Source organism: Helicobacteraceae bacterium (genome assembly GCA_031258155.1).
GTDB lineage: Bacteria > Campylobacterota > Campylobacteria > Campylobacterales > SZUA-545 > JAIRNH01.
The window spans coordinates 19757-34844 of sequence record JAIRNH010000062.1 but is presented as its reverse complement, the minus strand read 5'-3'; the positions used below and the strand labels follow the sequence as shown (position 1 = coordinate 34844).

Sequence of the window (15088 nt, the reverse complement as noted above, 5' to 3'; positions counted from 1 at the left end):
CTCCCTATTTGTTCGGCGGCGCGATCGGCGCGGGAGTAGCCCCTCTTATGGCTTTTCTCTGAAGCGGCGACTCTAAGCCGTCGGGATCGACGAAAGTTACCTTGTAAAAACGAATCGTCCCCTCTTTCTCAATCGTTTCGCTCGCGGAGCTTGTCGGTTTTATCTCCGCGACTACCGAAAAGCCGCCGTTTTCCGAATTGGAGGCGTAGACGCGATAAACGCCGCCCGCGTCCTCTTTGGCGCGATTCCATTTCACTTCGATTTTGCCTCGAATCTTTGTCGAAGCGCTAACTCCGGTTAAGACGGGCGGCAGGGGCTTTGTCGCCGTAACGATCGCTTCGCTAGGTCTGCTGCGCAGTTCGTCAAAACTTACCGAAACGACTCTATATTCGTATTCCGCGCCGTCCGCTAGATTTTCGTCGATAAACTCGGCGTGAAGCCTGCCCTGCAATTTGCCGACCACGCGCCACTCGCCGCGCCTAGAGTCGCGGCGCTCTATGATATAGGAGCTGATACGCTCGTTGCTATGCGGTCTAAAAATCACCTTCGCTTTGCGCGGCAGGATATTGCCGCTGGCAAGCCAGCTGATCGGCTCCGGTATAGGCAGCGCGGAAGCGGCTATCGCGGCGGATTTAACCGATTCGCGCCCGTCTCTTGTGTAATACGAGACGGCGTAAATATACGAGCGTCCCTGTTTTATATCGTTATCGTCTAAAAAGTGGTTGCTGAAGCGGTTGGACGCGGAGCCAACGCGCGTAAACGGCGATCCGCCTTCGCCGCGATAAACTATGTATCCCGCCACGTTGTAGTCGTCGATCCCTTCCCATTCCAATCCGATCGCGGTTCTGTCGCTTAACGCCTCTAAACGCGGAGGTCCTTTAAGTTTCAAATCTAATTTAAGATCGGAAGGGATCGTCGGCTGCCGAACGCACCCCAACAGTAGCGCCGAAGCGAGAACAAAGACGACTTTCGCTAAGCAGTTCATTTAGGTATGCCTCCTCAAGACTTAATCGCTCTAAAAACGGCTTGGGAAGCGGAGCTTCCACTACTAGCGTTTCGCCGGAAGACGGGCGGCGCAGGTAGAGCCGATGGGCGTGTAAAAAAGTAGCTCCGATCTTATCTTTTGCGCCCTTATAACCGTATAACCAATCGCCTACTATATGAACGCCGATCGACTGCAGATGAACGCGAATCTGATGCGTCCTCCCGCTAAATAGCTTCGCCGCGATTAGCGCTTCGCCGTTTTTAAGCCGCGCGAGCGTTAAGAACGAGCTTTTAGCCGCGCGCCCTTTGGCGACGATAGCCATTTTCACGCGATCCTTTGGCGATCGCCCGATCGGGCGATCGACGATCAGATCGCCCTTTAACGCGCGATCGACAATCGCCAGATAGTAACGCCCCATCTCGCGTTTTTCAAGCTGACGCGACAACGCTACGTGAGCCTCGTTTGTTTTCGCGATCGCGAGAACGCCCGTCGTCTCTTTGTCTAAGCGATGCACGATTCCTAAGCGTTCCTCGCCCGCGATATTGGAAAGCGCGAAGCCTTTAGCTTTAAGCCAATCGACTAACGTCGCGCCTTTATGGCTCGGCGCGGGGTGCGCGACTACGCCGGCCGGCTTGTTTATCGCCAGCAGCTCGTCGTCTTCGTAGAGAATGGGAATATCGAAATCTACGTTCGGAGCTTGCGCCTCAAGCGGTTTTGGCGGCAAAACGACCGCGATAACGTCGTCTTGTTTTAGCGTTTGCGAAGGTTTTTTCACGCCCGTTACAAAGCCGCCCTCGATCAGCTTACGCGCTTCGTTTCGCCCGATTTTAAGCGCTCCCGCCACAAACCGATCGGCTCTCGTCTCTTCGGAGACTTTTAATCTCATCTCGGCGCGATTTACGCCGAAGATTTTGCGTTCGGCGTCGGTTGAACGTATTGCGCGAAACGCTCGAACAGGTATCGAGACTCGCGCGGACCGGGACTAGCTTCGGGGTGGTGCTGCACCGAGAAGATCGGCTCGTTTTTGTATTTAACGCCCTCGATCGTATAGTCAAATAGGTTGATATGGGTGATTTCGGCAATATCGGCTATGTTTTCCGGCACGGAGTAGTTGTGATTTTGGCTGGTGATCTCCACCGCGAGCGTTTGGAGGTTTTTAACGGGGTGATTAGCGCCGTGATGACCGAATTTGAGCTTGTAAGTTTCGTATCCGTGCGCGATCGAAAGCAGTTGATGTCCGAGACAAACGCCGAAGATTGGGATCTTGCGATCGACAAGTTTTTTTATCTGCGCGATCTGATCTTTTAGCACGAGCGGATCGCCCGGTCCGTTGCTTAGAAAGACGCCGCCGATCTCTTGGTCGTTAAAACGCGCGATCAGATCGTCCGCTTTCGCGTCGCACGGGACGACCTCTACCTGCAAGCCGGCGTTTGTCAGCTCGTTTAATATGTTTAGCTTCGCGCCGAAATCATAAGCTACGACGCGCTTTGCGATCGGCGCGGGGGGATCGTAGCTTTGCGCTTTTGTATTCCACGCGCCGCGAGAGTGCATATAGGCTTTGGCGGTCGCCACTTCGCTCAAGAAGTTGGTTTGGCTCATTTTTGGCGCCTTGTCCAAAACCGCGCGCAGCTCGGCGTAAGAGCTAAACTCGGTCGATATGACCGCCGTCATAGCGCCGTCTTTGCGGATTAGCTTCGTTAAAACCCTCGTATCCATATTGCAAGCGCCAACGACGTTATTGCGCTTCAAAAAGTCGCCTAGCGACTCTTCGGATCGGTAGTTCGACGGAACGCTCTGATAGTTGCGGACAATAACGGCGCGCGCGAAAACCCCTCTGCTCTCGTCGTCGTTTTTATTGACTCCGACGACGCCGATTTCGGGCATAGTAAAGGTAATGAACTGTCCGGCGTAGCTTGGATCGGTGATAATCTCCTGATAACCGCTCATCGAGGTGTTAAAGACGATCTCGCCGCTTGCCGTGCCTTGCGCGCCAAAGCTCTCGCCCTCTAGCAATATGCCGTTTTCAAGGTAAAGATAGACGGCGCTCATAATCCCAACTTTTTTAGCTCTTCGGCGTAGTGTCTCGCGAACAGAATATCGTATTCGTCCGTGCCGCGAACAATGTTGCGTTTATAGCTCTTTAGTTTCTCGCGCACTTTTTCCTCGATCTCCTCCCGCCTTCGCCCGTAATCTAAAATGGCTTTGCTGATCAGGTTCTTGACGAGGTTTTCGCTAACGGAGTAGTCGATCAAGTCTTCCTCGTATAGATCGTCTAATATGCGGTGCGCTAGATTGCTGAAACGATCGTCGTTGTCCAAAATAAGCCCCTCTTTGGCGGCGACTCTGCGTTTAATCAGCCAAAAAAGTTTCTTAGAGTCAAAATTATGAATTAGCCAATCAAGATTTTTAAGCTCGCTTTTTTCTAAATCTTCGGGGTTTTTTAACGCCAAAAGCGGATCCTCGCAATCTTCTAGCTCGTCCATTATATTATTGACCTCGTTATCGACGGCGCGCTCTAGCTTAACCTCTTCCTCAAGACGTTTGATCGCCGCGCCGATCACCGGCTCGTCCCCGTGCGTTAGGCTGACTAGTTTGCTAGTCGCTAGTTCTCTGGCTATTTTTTCGGCTATAAATCTGACGTGTTCGCTCAACAGCCGCATACCAAAGCCCTCCGCTACATTGATTTTTTGTATTTTACACGATCGGCGGTTAGTTTGCGTCTTTGGTCGCGTTTTGCTCTTTAATAAACGGCGGTCCTTTGTGCAAAATACCCGTGATTGCGGCGGCGTTCGCGGGTTCGATTCTCGCTAAAACGGCGGCGGCGGTTTTGGAGTCTAGACGGCTCAAAATATCGGCGGCGAGATAAGGGTCGAGCGCGTTCATAATCTCGCCCGCGTTGGAAGCCTTCATTCCGCCGTAGAGATCGGTTAATTTGCCCTCTTTCGCCTCGTTAAAACGCGCCAAAAGCTCCTCTTGCGTCTTTAGCGCCGCTTCGATCTTGGCTCTCTCCTCCTCGATCGCGTTAAGATCGGCGGCGATCTTCTCCTCGCGCGCCTTTATCGCGTTTTCTTTTTCGGTCAAAATCCGCTTTGTCGCCTCGCCTAGCGCGTCAAGTTCGCTTTTGGAGCGATCTAAACGGTCGATCTCAAATAGAATTTCGTTTTTCCGCCCGTCAAAGATCGCGTTGCAATCGTCGGCGGCGGCGAGCGTCAAAACAAAAGCCGTCAAAACAAAAGCCGTTTTCATCGTTCGCCTCGCAACATATAGCGCGCGTTGATCGCCGCGTCGTCGAGACGCTTTTCCTCGCTTTTTTTGGCGCTAAGCGCGATCGCCGCCTTTTCCTCGCGGACGACGCTATTTACTTTTTCGTATTCCGACAGCGCCCTTTTCAGAAAAAAACGCGCCTGAAAAGCCTGCTGATGAGCGGTGAAAATCTCTTTTTGCGCGGCTTTGATCTCGCGGCGGTAGGTCGCGCGGTTTTCCTCGAAGTTTATCAAATCGCCAAACGATCCCGCCATTGGAGCGGCGACGGCGCTCATCTCGTTTTGCAGCGTTTTTAGCGCCGCCTCCTTTTGCGCTAGATCGTCTAAAACCCGTCGCAACCGCCTTTGCAAATCCTCGACTTTGGCGTTTCTGATCTTGGCAAGCTGAATTAGTCCTCGCATCGTCTATCTATAAATTGTGTCGTTGCGATCGGCGCCCGTGGAGATCAGCGTTATTTTCACGCCCGTTAGCTCCTCTAGCGCCGCGATATAGTTTCGCGCCGTTTTGGGCAGATCGTCAAACGATCGCGTTTTGGCGATCTTATCCCAGCCCGCAAAGGTTTTATATATCGGTTTTCCCTCGTCGTAATCGACGCATATCTTTACCTCGTCGAATCCGTCTAGCACGTCGAGTTTCATTAACGCTAGTTCGTCCGCGCCGTTGATTCGGCACGCGAATCTGGCGAGCGGCGCGTCAAACCAGCCGCAACGGCGAGCGCGTCCCGTGCTTGTGCCAAACTCCTCGCCCCTTTCGCGCAACTTATCGCCTACTTCGTTTGCCTGTTCGGCGGCGAACGGACCGTTGCCGACTCGCGTGCAATAGGCTTTGGCTATGCCGATCACCTTGCCGATCTCCTTTGGAGAGAGTCCCGCGCCGGAGCAAGCTCCCGAAGCGATCGTGTTGGAGCTGGTAACGAAAGGATAGGTGCCGTGATCGACGTCCAGAAGCGTTCCCTGCGCGCCCTCTAGCAACGCCTTTTTGCCGTCGTCTAGCGCCTTCCACAACATCCGCGTCGTATCCGCCGCGAAGGGGAGCAATGTTTCCGCCCAGCGCTCCACGTCAAGCGCGATCGCCTCTTTAGCGGGCGGTTTCACCCCGTGCCGATCGTAGCGCGCCAAAATCGTTTCGACCGCGCTTTTTTGATCGTTTAGATCGCCAAGCCGCACGCCCGATCGCGAGATTTTATCCGCATACGCTGGACCGATTCCGCGACCCGTAGTGCCTATCTTTTTATCGCCCAGACTTTTTTCTTGCGACTGATCCAGCGCGATATGATAATCCAAGATCAGATGCGCGTTTTGACTGATAAAGAGCCTGCCGAGCAGATCGCCAAACTGCGCCGCCTCCTTGATAAGCGCGTCCGGACAGATAACGACGCCGTTGCCGATAATGTTGATCGCCTTTGGATTCAAAACGCCCGAAGGCATAAGATGCAACGCGTATTTTTTGCCGTCGATTACGATCGTATGTCCCGCGTTATGCCCGCCTTGATAGCGAACCACGTAATCGTATTGTTGCGCCAGCAGATCGACGATTTTACCTTTGCCTTCGTCGCCCCACTGAACGCCTACTATTAAATCCGCTTTATTTGCCATTATTTTCGCTTTGAGCAGTTATGTCCGTCATTTTAGCATACGCGCCGCAAAACGAAATCGCAAAATCACAGACCATTCACATTAGCTACATACTATGGCGGCATTTCTACAGGGAGTTACCATGAAAAAATCGTTAATTTTAGTCGCGGCGCTAGTTTTGACGCCGCTAACGGCTACGGCGCGCGACGATCACGGCGGACACGGCGATCATAGAGAAAAAAGCGCAATCGACACGCCGCTTGTAAGCGCGAGCGGCTACGTGCGGGCGATCGACGCGGAGAGCAAAAAGCTCACAATCGAACACGATCCGATTCCCGATCTTAATTGGCCGTCGATGACGATGAGATTCGCGTATGAGAACGACGCGGCGGTTAGAGGCATAAAAACCGGCGATAAAGTTAAATTCGATTTCGTTCAGGAGGGGCGAACAAGCCTGCTAAAGACGATTGAGAAAACAAAATAGACCCTGTTTGTTGAGAATATCGCTTGGTTTGATATAATTAAACGCGGAGGTTCGATATGAGAGTTTATTGCGTTTTTGCGTTGCTCGCCTGTTTAGCCAACGGAGCCGATCAAGGCGAACGCAAGATTCTTTTCTGGTACGACCCCATGTATCCGAACACAAAATTCGACGCGCCCGGTCCCTCGCCGTTTATGGATATGGACCTTGTCCCCAAATACGCGGACGAGGGGGAGCGCGAGGGTTTTACGATCAGCGCCGCGCAACGGCAAAACTTAGGGCTTAAAACCGCCGCCGTTGCATATAGAGCGCTTGATTTCTCGCAACGCTTTCCAGCCGTTTTGGAGTTCAACGAATATCAAAAGGCGGTTGTTCAGCACCGCGCGAGCGGTTTTGTCGAAAAGGCTTATCCGCTGGCGATCGGCGACTATGTGAAAAAAGGCGACAAGCTCTGCGACATAACGGTCGTCGAATGGACGGAGGCGCAAAGCGAATATATCGTTACGCAAAGCCAAACCGCGCTAAACCGCTTGAGGCTTGCGGGAATGAGCGACGAGGAGATCGAAAAGCTAAAAAAGCGGCGGACGATAAAAACGCGCTTCGTGCTTAGATCGCCGATCGACGGCGTTTTGAGCGAGTTTAATATGCGCGAAGGCATGAACTTTGAGAAATCGAGCGTGGCGGCGGTAATCGACGGAATCGATCCAATCTGGATCGTCGCGTTTATTCCCGAAAAACTCGCGCGCCGTATCGAAAACGCCAAGTTCAGCGCGATAATCGACGATAAAGAATACGCGCTAAACAACGCCAAACTGCTACCTAGCGTAAATCTAGCGACCAAAACGGCGACGCTAAGAGCCGAGCTTCCAAACGCGGACCGCAAGCTCAGACCAAACGCCAACGCGATCGTAAAAGCCTCGATCTTTAGCGAACCGCTGCCTACGATTCCAAGCCAAGCGGTGATCGACGACGGCGTTTTGCCGCGCGCGATCGTCGTCGATAGCGAGGGCTACTTTACTCCAAAAGCGGTGAAAATCATCGCCGAATCCAACGGGCTAACCGCGATCGAAGGGTTGAAAGAGGGCGAAAACGTCGTCGAAACCGGTCTGTTTTTGATCGATTCGGAAGCCAATATAAACGGCGCGCTCGATCGTCTAAAACGATATGATTAACCGCGTAATCAACTCGTCGATCGCCAATAGTTTTTTGACTCTGACGGCGGCGGCGTTGATAACCGTGGTTGGCGTTTGGGCGATCAAAAACACGCCGATAGACGCTCTGCCCGATCTAAGCGACACGCAGGTTATCGTTCAAACAAGTTACGCGGGGCAAGCGCCGCGCATTATAGAAGATCAGATCACCTATCCGCTCTCCACGCTGCTTATGAGCGTGCCGCGCGCTAAAACTACGCGCGGGTTTTCCGCTTTTGGAGAGTCGTTTATATATGTGATCTTCGAGGACGGAACCGATCTGTATTGGGCTAGATCGCGCGTTTTGGAGTATCTAAATCAGGTTAAGTTGCCAAGCGGCGTTACGCCTAAAATCGGTCCCGACGCGACGGGGGTGGGCTGGATCTACGAATACGCGCTTATAGACAGAAGCGCCAAACGCGATCTATCGCAACTAAGAGAGCTGCAAGATTGGTTTCTAAGCTACGAGCTTCGCGCCGTGAACGGGGTCGCGGAGATAGCGAGCGTCGGCGGGGCGATACGGGAGTTTCAGATCGTTGTCGATCCTATGAAACTCCAGCAATACGGGATCGAGTTTGGAGCGATCAAAGAGGCGCTTTCGCAATCAAACAGCGAGATGGGCGGAAGCGTTATAGAGCTTGCCGAAGCGGAATATATGGTGCGTTCCAGCGGGTATCTGGAGACGATCGAGGATTTTGAGCGAATCTTGCTGCGAAGCGATCCAAACGGCGCGCCTATATATCTAAAAGACGTGGCGCGCGTTCAGATCGGCGCGCAGATGCGGCGCGGCGTAGCGGAGCTTGACGGCGAGGGCGAAGTCGCGGGCGCGATAGTCGTTATGAGAAACGGCGCCAACGCGCGCGAGGTGATCGCCGCCGTCAAGCAAAAATTAGAGGAGCTAAAACCTTCGCTGCCAGAGGGCGTGGAGATTGTGGAAACCTACGACAGAAGCGCGCTAATCGATCGGGCGATCGCCAATCTAACAAGCAAGCTGATCGAGGAGTTTCTCGTCGTCGCGCTTGTCTGCGCGGTTTTTTTGCGCCATATGCGATCGGCGTTCGCGGCGATTATCTCCTTGCCGCTTGGCGTGTTTATCTCGTTTATCGTTATGTATTTTCAGGGTATCAACGCGAACATTATGTCGCTAGGCGGCGTGGCGATCGCGATCGGCGCGATGGCGGACGCGGCGGTCGTGATGGTCGAAAACGCGCACAAAGTTTTAGAGCGGCGCAAAAAAGAGCGCGGCGCGATCGAGGACGCGGAGCGTCTGAAACTGATCGCTTCGGCTTGCGGCGAAGTGGGCGGCGCACTGTTTATTAGCCTGCTGATCATCACGCTTTCGTTCGTTCCGATCTTTACGCTTCAGGGCGAAGAGGGACGGCTGTTTTCGCCGCTCGCATTCACCAAAACTTACGCTATGGCGGGCGCGGCGATACTAGCCATAACGGTTATTCCCGCTTTAATGGGCTATCTTATTCGCGGCAAAATCCCAAACGAAAAAGATAGCCGCTTAAACAGGTTTTTGATCAAAGCGTATAGCCCCGCGTTAAATCTGACGCTGGCGCATCCCAAAACGACGATAGCGATCGCGATCGTTATGTTAGGCGCGACGATCTATCCGATAAAACATATAGGCGGCGAGTTTCTGCCTAGGATCGCGGAGGGCGATCTTTTGTATATGCCGTCAACCCTGCCTAGCATATCTTCGGCGCAGGCGGCAAAACTGCTGCAAAACTCCGATCGGCTTATCAAAACCGTACCCGAAGTCGAAAGGGTTTTTGGCAAAGCGGGACGCGCCGACACCGCCACCGATCCCGCGCCTATGTCGATGATCGAGACGGCGATCAAGTTAAAACCGAAAGAGGAGTGGCGCGAAGGCGTAACGCTAAACGACATAATCCGCGAGCTTGACGATCGCGTTCGGTTTCCGGGCGTGGCTAACCTGTGGGCGCAACCGATCAGAAGCCGTATCGATATGCTCTCCACAGGCGTAAAAAGCCCAATCGGAATCAAGGTATCGGGGCAGAACCTAGAGACGATCGACGAAGCCGCCGAGCGGATCGTAGCCATCGCCAAAGAGGTCGAGGGCGTTACAAGCGCGTTAGCCGAAAAATTAACGGGGGGCAGATATATCAACATAGACCTCAATCGCGAAAATCTGGCGCGTTACGATATGACAATCGCCAAGGCGCAAGAGATTGTGTCTATGGCGATCGGCGGCGAAATCGCGGGGGAGAGCGTGGAGGGGACGCATCGCCACCCAATCAACATTCGTCTGCCGCAACGCTACCGCGACGGCGTTTTGGCGCTTAAAGATATGCCCGTCGTAACGCCAAGCGGACAACTGATAACGCTAAGCGATATAGCGGACGTATCGATAAGCGCGGGCGTTCCTATGCTAAAGAGCGAAAACGCCCGCCCAAGCGCGTGGATATATATCGACGCTCGCGGGCGCGATCTCGTTTCCGTCGTGGAAGATATTCGATCAAAAATCGTCGATCGCGCGAATCTAACGGACGTTAGCGTAAGTTTTACCGGACAGTTCGAGCTTCTAAAGCGAGCGAGCGAGCGGCTTGCGACGATGATCCCTTTTACGCTGGCGATTATCTTTGTCTTGCTTTTTATAGCTTTCAAACGATTTGGCGAGGCGGTTTTGATAATATGCACAATTCCGTTTGCGCTAATCGGAGGGTTTTGGTTTTTATACCTCGCGGGGTGGGATTTTTCGGTGGCGGTAGGAACGGGCTTTATCGCTTTGGCTGGTTTAGCGGCGGAGTTTGGCGTGGTCATGCTGATTTATCTCAAATCCGCCGTAAAAAACTCGCCGCGCCCTATCGATAACGTCGAAGCGTTAGACGACGCGTTGCGTTACGGCGCGGTTCAAAGGGTGCGCCCAAAGGCGATGACGGTAACGGTCATCATAGCGGGACTGCTTCCGATTATGTTTGGCGACGGCGCGGGTTCCGAGGTTATGAGCCGCATAGCCGCGCCTATGATTGGCGGAATGATCAGCGCGCCTTTGCTCTCCATGTTTATCGTCCCAGCGGCGTATAAACTGCTTATGTTAAGGCGCGTAAAAATAAAGGATAAACGATGAAACGAGCGTTTGCGGCGTTGATATGCTTTGCGGCGATAGCGTCGTTTGGAGCGTCGGCTACGGTCGATTGCGCCAAACGCTATACGGAAGAAGGCGTTTTTTCGGTCTGCCCGCCAACCGGCTGGGAGCTTAGATCCATAATGGGCGTGAAATACAAGTTATTTATTGAAGCGGAAAAAGACGGCGCGAGCGCCAATATCAACTTTATTGAAGAGTCTTTTGACGGATCGCTTAAAGACTACGTCGATCTAAACCTAAAAGCGTTACCCAACGCATTTGACGACTTTAAGCTGATTAAACGCGAAAAGTTTTCTTCCAAGAACGTTAAGGGCGAACGGCTTGTAATCGAAAATACGCAATTTGGATTGGCGCTACGCCAAACGCTTTATATATTCGAGCTGAAAGGATCGACAAAGATGGTAATAGCCTGCACCGCGACGGCGCCTCGTAGCGCCGCTTACGTCTCGATTTTTGAAGATATGATAAACTCCTTTCAGAAACTTTAACGCGACTCGTCGGGTTATAAACGCCTTTTCAAAACCCTAAAAAGCCAAGCGGCGCGACGCTGAGCCGTAAACGGGTTAGCTTTTTCTTGCGTTCGGCGCGAACTAATCGCAAACGGAAAAGTTGAAAGAGCGCGCTCGCGCCGCTTGTTGACAAGATTGCGCAAAGCCGTATGCCTCGTTGCGCGGGCAAATACGCGCTTGAACGCAAAAACGTTTCGGCGTATTTGGCGATCAAAAACCGCTATGTTAGCGCGGAGTTTTTTTGCGCGTTGATTTTAACGCGAATGTAAAACTCTCCAAGCGAAGCTCTGTTTTCGCAAGAGAACCCAAAATCCATAAACCCGCGTGGTCGCTAACTTTGCGCTTATAAAGCCTAGCCAAAAAGCGCGCTCGCTAACAGATCGTTTTGTTAGCGGATCGCCCGAAGCCGCCCGAAAACGCCAAATCGCGCGCGCCGAGCTTTGTTAGATAAACCAAAACCGAGAGAACGCGGCTTCTAAGCGCGATAAAACTTGCCGATTTGATCGACAACCGCGATTGACGCGCGTCGATCGCGACGCGGACTTTCCCAAGCCAAAGGGAACGACCTCTAAGCGCGGCGCTTACCAGTTTATGCCGAAGCTACCCATATAACGCCGATCGCTATCTTGTCCCGCATACGCGCCAAGCTCTTCGGCGTAGGTGGCGAAAGCTACTTCGAAGATTGAAAAACGCGCGCTTGCTCCCGCCGTCCATTCGCCCTGATATAACCCCGCTTGAATGGCGAAGGTGGAGAACCAGCCGTCCCACACGTTCAAATCCGCGCCGATTCGCGTGCGTTTTACATAGCTGTTATCGGGATACTCTTTGGATATGTCGATATAGTCCGCGCTAATACGCGCCTGATTGAAAAACGAGCGATCATCCACGCGATAGACATACGAAACGCCCGCGTTGATCGTCATAGGTATCTCGGCGCTCTCGTCGCCAACGCCGCCGATATTCAGCGCGCTTATGCCAACCGAAAGGTTTGGCAGAGCTTCGTAAATAACGCCGAGATCAAAGACGACGCTTGTTCCCTCTTTGATCTCGTCCTCTATATTGTCAAACTCCTCGTTGGCGATGTCCGCCGCCGAATAGGTTCTGCTAAGAGAGCCGTAGCTTAACGCCTTTGCTCCCACGCCGACGGAGAGCCTGTTAAACGCGTAGTCGCCAATCGTCAGCTCGTTGAAATTGTGGGCGATCGCTCCCGCCGCGCCGCCTACCGCTAAGATATTCGCCTCCAAAATACCTTCGGCGCCAAAGCCTTGGTGAATGGCGAAATGCGTATTCGCGCCTACGAACGCTCCTAATCCAAAAGCGGTTTCGTCAAACATTTTAGCTATCGAAAACGGCGTAATACCGATCTCGAAGCCGTAAATATCGCCGATATGCTCCCCTAAAGTTTCGGCGGCTTGAGCGTCGCTCTCGTCCGCGTCGTCGATAATATCGGGCAGGTCTAACATATTGTCGTTTATCCCCGCCGAGACGTTGATAAGCTGAAACTCCCAGCCGTACTCTTTTGGTATTCTCGTTAAACCCGCGGGATTGCTAAACACCGCGCTATAACTACCGCCTAGCGCTACGTTCGCGCCGCCCGCGCCCATTACTTTGGGGTCTTTGTAAAGTTGCCTATACTCGTATGTTACCGCTTGCGCCGAAGTTGCGAGTAGCGCTCCCGCTATTAGTATCGATTGCGTTCTCATCTTAACAGCCTATCTTTTTTCTAATATATATTTAAAAATCGCGTCGAGATTGCTTGTCACGCCAGCGGCGTTGCACGGATTGATACTCTGTTGATTGCAAATATCTTGCTTAATCTCGCCGATCTTCTCTTTCGCGTCGGAATCGCCCTTTGAGATCATATCGACTATGGCGTCGGAATCGTTAAAAATTAGATCTACCGCGTCCGCCAGCAAGCCATTAACTACGTCCTTGTTGCCGGCGGCGCCAAAGCAAGCGTCAATCGTATCGCAGGAGCTACTCAAGCTCTCGTATAACTTCAAGACCTTATCCGCAAGTACCGCGCTCCTACCGATCGCCGCTAATCCGTAATTGACGCAGGAGTCTTTTTCGTATTTATTAAGAACGCCTACGGAGGAGTCGCAATTATTAACGTTGTAGCCGCGCGTCGCCAAAACAGATGTGTATGTCGTCGTCGCTTTGCCAAGCGAAGCGTTTGCGTCGCCTCCTCGTATCGACGGCGAGAGGATTGCGAAGTAGCCTTTATCGTCCTCTTCGTTTGTTATCGCCTTTACGATTGACGGCGCGTCAAACCCAGCCAAACCCATATACGCCGCCGCTCTATCCATTAAGCACGGCTGATCGCCGCCGCAGTTGCTCGTCAGCTCTAAAACGCGGGCGTAATCGCCGTCGTCCAGCGACTTTTGACGATCATACATATCAGCCTCCTCGCCGCTTTGACTGTCGCAACCGACGACAAAGAAGGCGATCAAACAACTTGCTATTAAGCCGATTAACTTCATTTTTTGCTCCTTTTTAGCGAAGTCTATCATAAAAAAACGCCTAAATATATCGGCGATCGGCGAAAGATTGTATATCGAGCGTCTCAAAAGCGTGCCGAAACTGATCGAAAAGCCCCGCTTGCTTGGATTCTAGCTCTTTTAGCCAACTCTTTGTTTCGTATCTGACGCGCGGGGGTTTTACGTTCATATTGAACGCGGGGCAGTTTTCGTCGCCGACGACGGGAAAGCCGTTCTCCCTCGCGCACTCGGCAAGTTGGGACTCGCGGGTTTTGATTAACGGGCGAATAATTTTAACGTCGTGATCGCTAGCGCGATAAACGGGCGGCATAGACCTGATTTTGCCGCCGTAAAAGAGGCTCATAAAAAAGCTCTCCGCCGCGTCGTCAAGATGGTGCGCCAGCGCGAGCGTTCCGTATCCCGTTCGCTCGGCGAGCGAATAGAGCGCGCCGCGCCGCATACGCGAAAAATAGCTGCAAAACGAGCTGCCCTCGCGGATATGATCGGGCGCGGTTTTGAAGATATTCGTTTTTTCTATATGGTAAGGAATACCGTATTCGGCGCAGTGCGCCGCGACGCGGCTTAAATCCTCGCCCATTCCGTAGTCGATCGTAACCGCGAGAAAATCAAACTTAAACGGCGCGCTACGCCGCGCGCGTAAAAGCAGGTGCGCCAGCGTCAGCGAATCCTTGCCGCCGCTTAAACCCAGCAAAACGCGATCGCCTTCGCCGATCAGATTGTAGTCGGCGATCGTTTTGGCAAAGGAGCGAATAACCCGCTTAGGCAATCTTGCCGCCGCCGTTTTCATAATCTAGCGACCATTCCCAATACGAAATTGGCGCTGACCTTTGCGCTTGAGCGCAAAAATTCGTCGAAATTAAACCCCGCGTCCATATCCGCCGCGTCGCTGATCGCCCGCAAAACGAAAAACGGAACGCCAAACGAGCGGCAGACGCACGCCACCGACGCGCCCTCCATCTCCACCGCGTCCGCTTTGAAGCGCTCCGCTATCAGCCGTTTCTTGTCCGGATCGGCTATAAACTGATCGCCCGTGGCGATTACGCCTTTGCCGAGTTTGACGCTCCACGCCTGCGCGACGCTTTTTGCCAAGTCGTTTAGCTCTTCGCTCGTTTCGTAGTAGTCGCCCGTTTCGGGGATAAAGCCTATCGGGTGTCCGAACGCCGTTATATCCACGTCGTGTTGGACGAGGCGCGTCGCGTAGATCAGATCGCCGATACGCAGACTGTCGTTGATCGCGCCCGCCACGCCGCTAAATAAAATTTTTTTGGCTTTGAACCGCTCGATTAGGATCGTAGCGGTGATCGCGGCGTTTACCTTGCCTATTCGGCTGTAGGCGAGCGCCACGTTTTTGCCGCCGTATGTTCCGTAATGGTAGTCGTTGTTTCCCGCCTTAATGGTTTTTACGCCGTCTAATCTTTCGAGGATTGGTTCGATCTCCTCGATCATCGCGCCAATTATTCCAATCATCG

At 52.9% G+C, this 15088-nt stretch carries 15 protein-coding genes; 4 read left to right on the top strand and 11 right to left on the bottom strand.

The genetic code is table 11. The features are described from left to right. Positions 1–4 precede the first annotated feature (4 nt). The 7 genes from LBF86_08525 to LBF86_08495 are packed head-to-tail and all read right to left on the bottom strand — an operon-like array spanning position 5 to position 5844. Positions 5–985, bottom strand: coding sequence for a hypothetical protein (locus tag LBF86_08525; GenBank protein MDR0665544.1), 981 nt, complete (start codon positions 983–985; stop codon positions 5–7). Then, a complete protein-coding gene (locus tag LBF86_08520) occupies positions 897–1871 on the bottom strand; it encodes an RluA family pseudouridine synthase (protein MDR0665543.1) in 975 nt (324 codons plus the stop codon). Before LBF86_08520 ends, LBF86_08525 begins: the two co-directional genes overlap by 89 nt. 11 nt (positions 1872–1882) lie before the next feature. Next, complete coding sequence (carA, locus tag LBF86_08515; GenBank protein ID MDR0665542.1) at positions 1883–3034, bottom strand: glutamine-hydrolyzing carbamoyl-phosphate synthase small subunit; 1152 nt, start codon at positions 3032–3034, stop codon at positions 1883–1885. Next, positions 3031–3645: a DUF507 family protein gene (locus LBF86_08510; GenBank protein ID MDR0665541.1), complete on the bottom strand. Its 615-nt coding sequence runs from the start codon at positions 3643–3645 to the stop codon at positions 3031–3033. The genes carA and LBF86_08510 overlap by 4 nt, the downstream gene beginning before the upstream one ends. A gap of 49 nt (positions 3646–3694) precedes the next feature. Continuing rightward, entirely contained in the window at positions 3695–4231 is a 537-nt protein-coding gene (locus LBF86_08505; protein ID MDR0665540.1) for a PDP protein, read from the bottom strand. Further along, positions 4228–4650 (bottom strand): flagellar FliJ family protein, encoded by a 423-nt coding sequence (locus LBF86_08500; protein MDR0665539.1) that lies wholly within the window; start codon positions 4648–4650, stop codon positions 4228–4230. Before LBF86_08500 ends, LBF86_08505 begins: the two co-directional genes overlap by 4 nt. A gap of 3 nt (positions 4651–4653) precedes the next feature. After that, entirely contained in the window at positions 4654–5844 is a 1191-nt protein-coding gene (locus LBF86_08495; GenBank protein MDR0665538.1) for an adenylosuccinate synthase, read from the bottom strand. Between the two features lie 121 nt (positions 5845–5965). Between LBF86_08495 and LBF86_08490 the strand changes: the two genes are divergently transcribed. The 4 genes from LBF86_08490 to LBF86_08475 are packed head-to-tail and all read left to right on the top strand — an operon-like array spanning position 5966 to position 11097. Further along, complete coding sequence (locus LBF86_08490) at positions 5966–6307, top strand: copper-binding protein (GenBank protein MDR0665537.1); 342 nt, start codon at positions 5966–5968, stop codon at positions 6305–6307. 56 nt (positions 6308–6363) lie between these two features. Further along, the gene (locus LBF86_08485) at positions 6364–7476 is read left to right on the top strand and encodes an efflux RND transporter periplasmic adaptor subunit (protein ID MDR0665536.1); all 1113 of its coding nucleotides are present in this window, start codon (positions 6364–6366) and stop codon (positions 7474–7476) included. Further along, complete coding sequence (locus LBF86_08480; GenBank protein MDR0665535.1) at positions 7469–10591, top strand: CusA/CzcA family heavy metal efflux RND transporter; 3123 nt, start codon at positions 7469–7471, stop codon at positions 10589–10591. The genes LBF86_08485 and LBF86_08480 overlap by 8 nt, the downstream gene beginning before the upstream one ends. Next, positions 10588–11097, top strand: coding sequence for a DUF1795 domain-containing protein (locus tag LBF86_08475; protein MDR0665534.1), 510 nt, complete (start codon positions 10588–10590; stop codon positions 11095–11097). The genes LBF86_08480 and LBF86_08475 overlap by 4 nt, the downstream gene beginning before the upstream one ends. A gap of 602 nt (positions 11098–11699) precedes the next feature. Here the strand turns inward: LBF86_08475 and LBF86_08470 are convergent. From LBF86_08470 to LBF86_08455, 4 genes are read right to left on the bottom strand one after another with little or no spacing between them, the layout of a single operon-like run. After that, entirely contained in the window at positions 11700–12821 is a 1122-nt protein-coding gene (locus LBF86_08470; protein ID MDR0665533.1) for a hypothetical protein, read from the bottom strand. 9 nt (positions 12822–12830) lie between these two features. After that, on the bottom strand, positions 12831–13601 hold the full coding sequence (locus LBF86_08465) for a hypothetical protein (GenBank protein MDR0665532.1): 771 nt from the start codon (positions 13599–13601) through the stop codon (positions 12831–12833). Between the two features lie 40 nt (positions 13602–13641). Continuing rightward, a complete protein-coding gene (locus LBF86_08460) occupies positions 13642–14406 on the bottom strand; it encodes a tRNA 2-thiocytidine biosynthesis protein TtcA (GenBank protein MDR0665531.1) in 765 nt (254 codons plus the stop codon). Further along, positions 14403–15086: a 5'-methylthioadenosine/adenosylhomocysteine nucleosidase gene (locus LBF86_08455; protein ID MDR0665530.1), complete on the bottom strand. Its 684-nt coding sequence runs from the start codon at positions 15084–15086 to the stop codon at positions 14403–14405. The genes LBF86_08460 and LBF86_08455 overlap by 4 nt, the downstream gene beginning before the upstream one ends. Positions 15087–15088: the final 2 nt, after the last annotated feature.

What these genes read in the sequence shown, in the direction of transcription:
- LBF86_08500 (MDR0665539.1), bottom strand. Translation starts at nt 4,650, where the DNA reads ATGCGAGGACTAATTCAGCTTGCCAAGATCAGAAACGCCAAAGTCGAG.
- carA (MDR0665542.1), bottom strand. Translation starts at nt 3,034, where the DNA reads ATGAGCGCCGTCTATCTTTACCTTGAAAACGGCATATTGCTAGAGGGC.
- LBF86_08510 (MDR0665541.1), bottom strand. Translation starts at nt 3,645, where the DNA reads ATGCGGCTGTTGAGCGAACACGTCAGATTTATAGCCGAAAAAATAGCC.
- LBF86_08455 (MDR0665530.1), bottom strand. Translation starts at nt 15,086, where the DNA reads ATGATTGGAATAATTGGCGCGATGATCGAGGAGATCGAACCAATCCTC.
- LBF86_08465 (MDR0665532.1), bottom strand. Translation starts at nt 13,601, where the DNA reads ATGAAGTTAATCGGCTTAATAGCAAGTTGTTTGATCGCCTTCTTTGTC.
- LBF86_08505 (MDR0665540.1), bottom strand. Translation starts at nt 4,231, where the DNA reads ATGAAAACGGCTTTTGTTTTGACGGCTTTTGTTTTGACGCTCGCCGCC.
- LBF86_08495 (MDR0665538.1), bottom strand. Translation starts at nt 5,844, where the DNA reads ATGGCAAATAAAGCGGATTTAATAGTAGGCGTTCAGTGGGGCGACGAA.
- LBF86_08490 (MDR0665537.1), top strand. Translation starts at nt 5,966, where the DNA reads ATGAAAAAATCGTTAATTTTAGTCGCGGCGCTAGTTTTGACGCCGCTA.
- LBF86_08480 (MDR0665535.1), top strand. Translation starts at nt 7,469, where the DNA reads ATGATTAACCGCGTAATCAACTCGTCGATCGCCAATAGTTTTTTGACT.
- LBF86_08520 (MDR0665543.1), bottom strand. Translation starts at nt 1,871, where the DNA reads ATGAGATTAAAAGTCTCCGAAGAGACGAGAGCCGATCGGTTTGTGGCG.
- LBF86_08475 (MDR0665534.1), top strand. Translation starts at nt 10,588, where the DNA reads ATGAAACGAGCGTTTGCGGCGTTGATATGCTTTGCGGCGATAGCGTCG.
- LBF86_08470 (MDR0665533.1), bottom strand. Translation starts at nt 12,821, where the DNA reads ATGAGAACGCAATCGATACTAATAGCGGGAGCGCTACTCGCAACTTCG.
- LBF86_08485 (MDR0665536.1), top strand. Translation starts at nt 6,364, where the DNA reads ATGAGAGTTTATTGCGTTTTTGCGTTGCTCGCCTGTTTAGCCAACGGA.
- LBF86_08460 (MDR0665531.1), bottom strand. Translation starts at nt 14,406, where the DNA reads ATGAAAACGGCGGCGGCAAGATTGCCTAAGCGGGTTATTCGCTCCTTT.
- LBF86_08525 (MDR0665544.1), bottom strand. Translation starts at nt 985, where the DNA reads ATGAACTGCTTAGCGAAAGTCGTCTTTGTTCTCGCTTCGGCGCTACTG.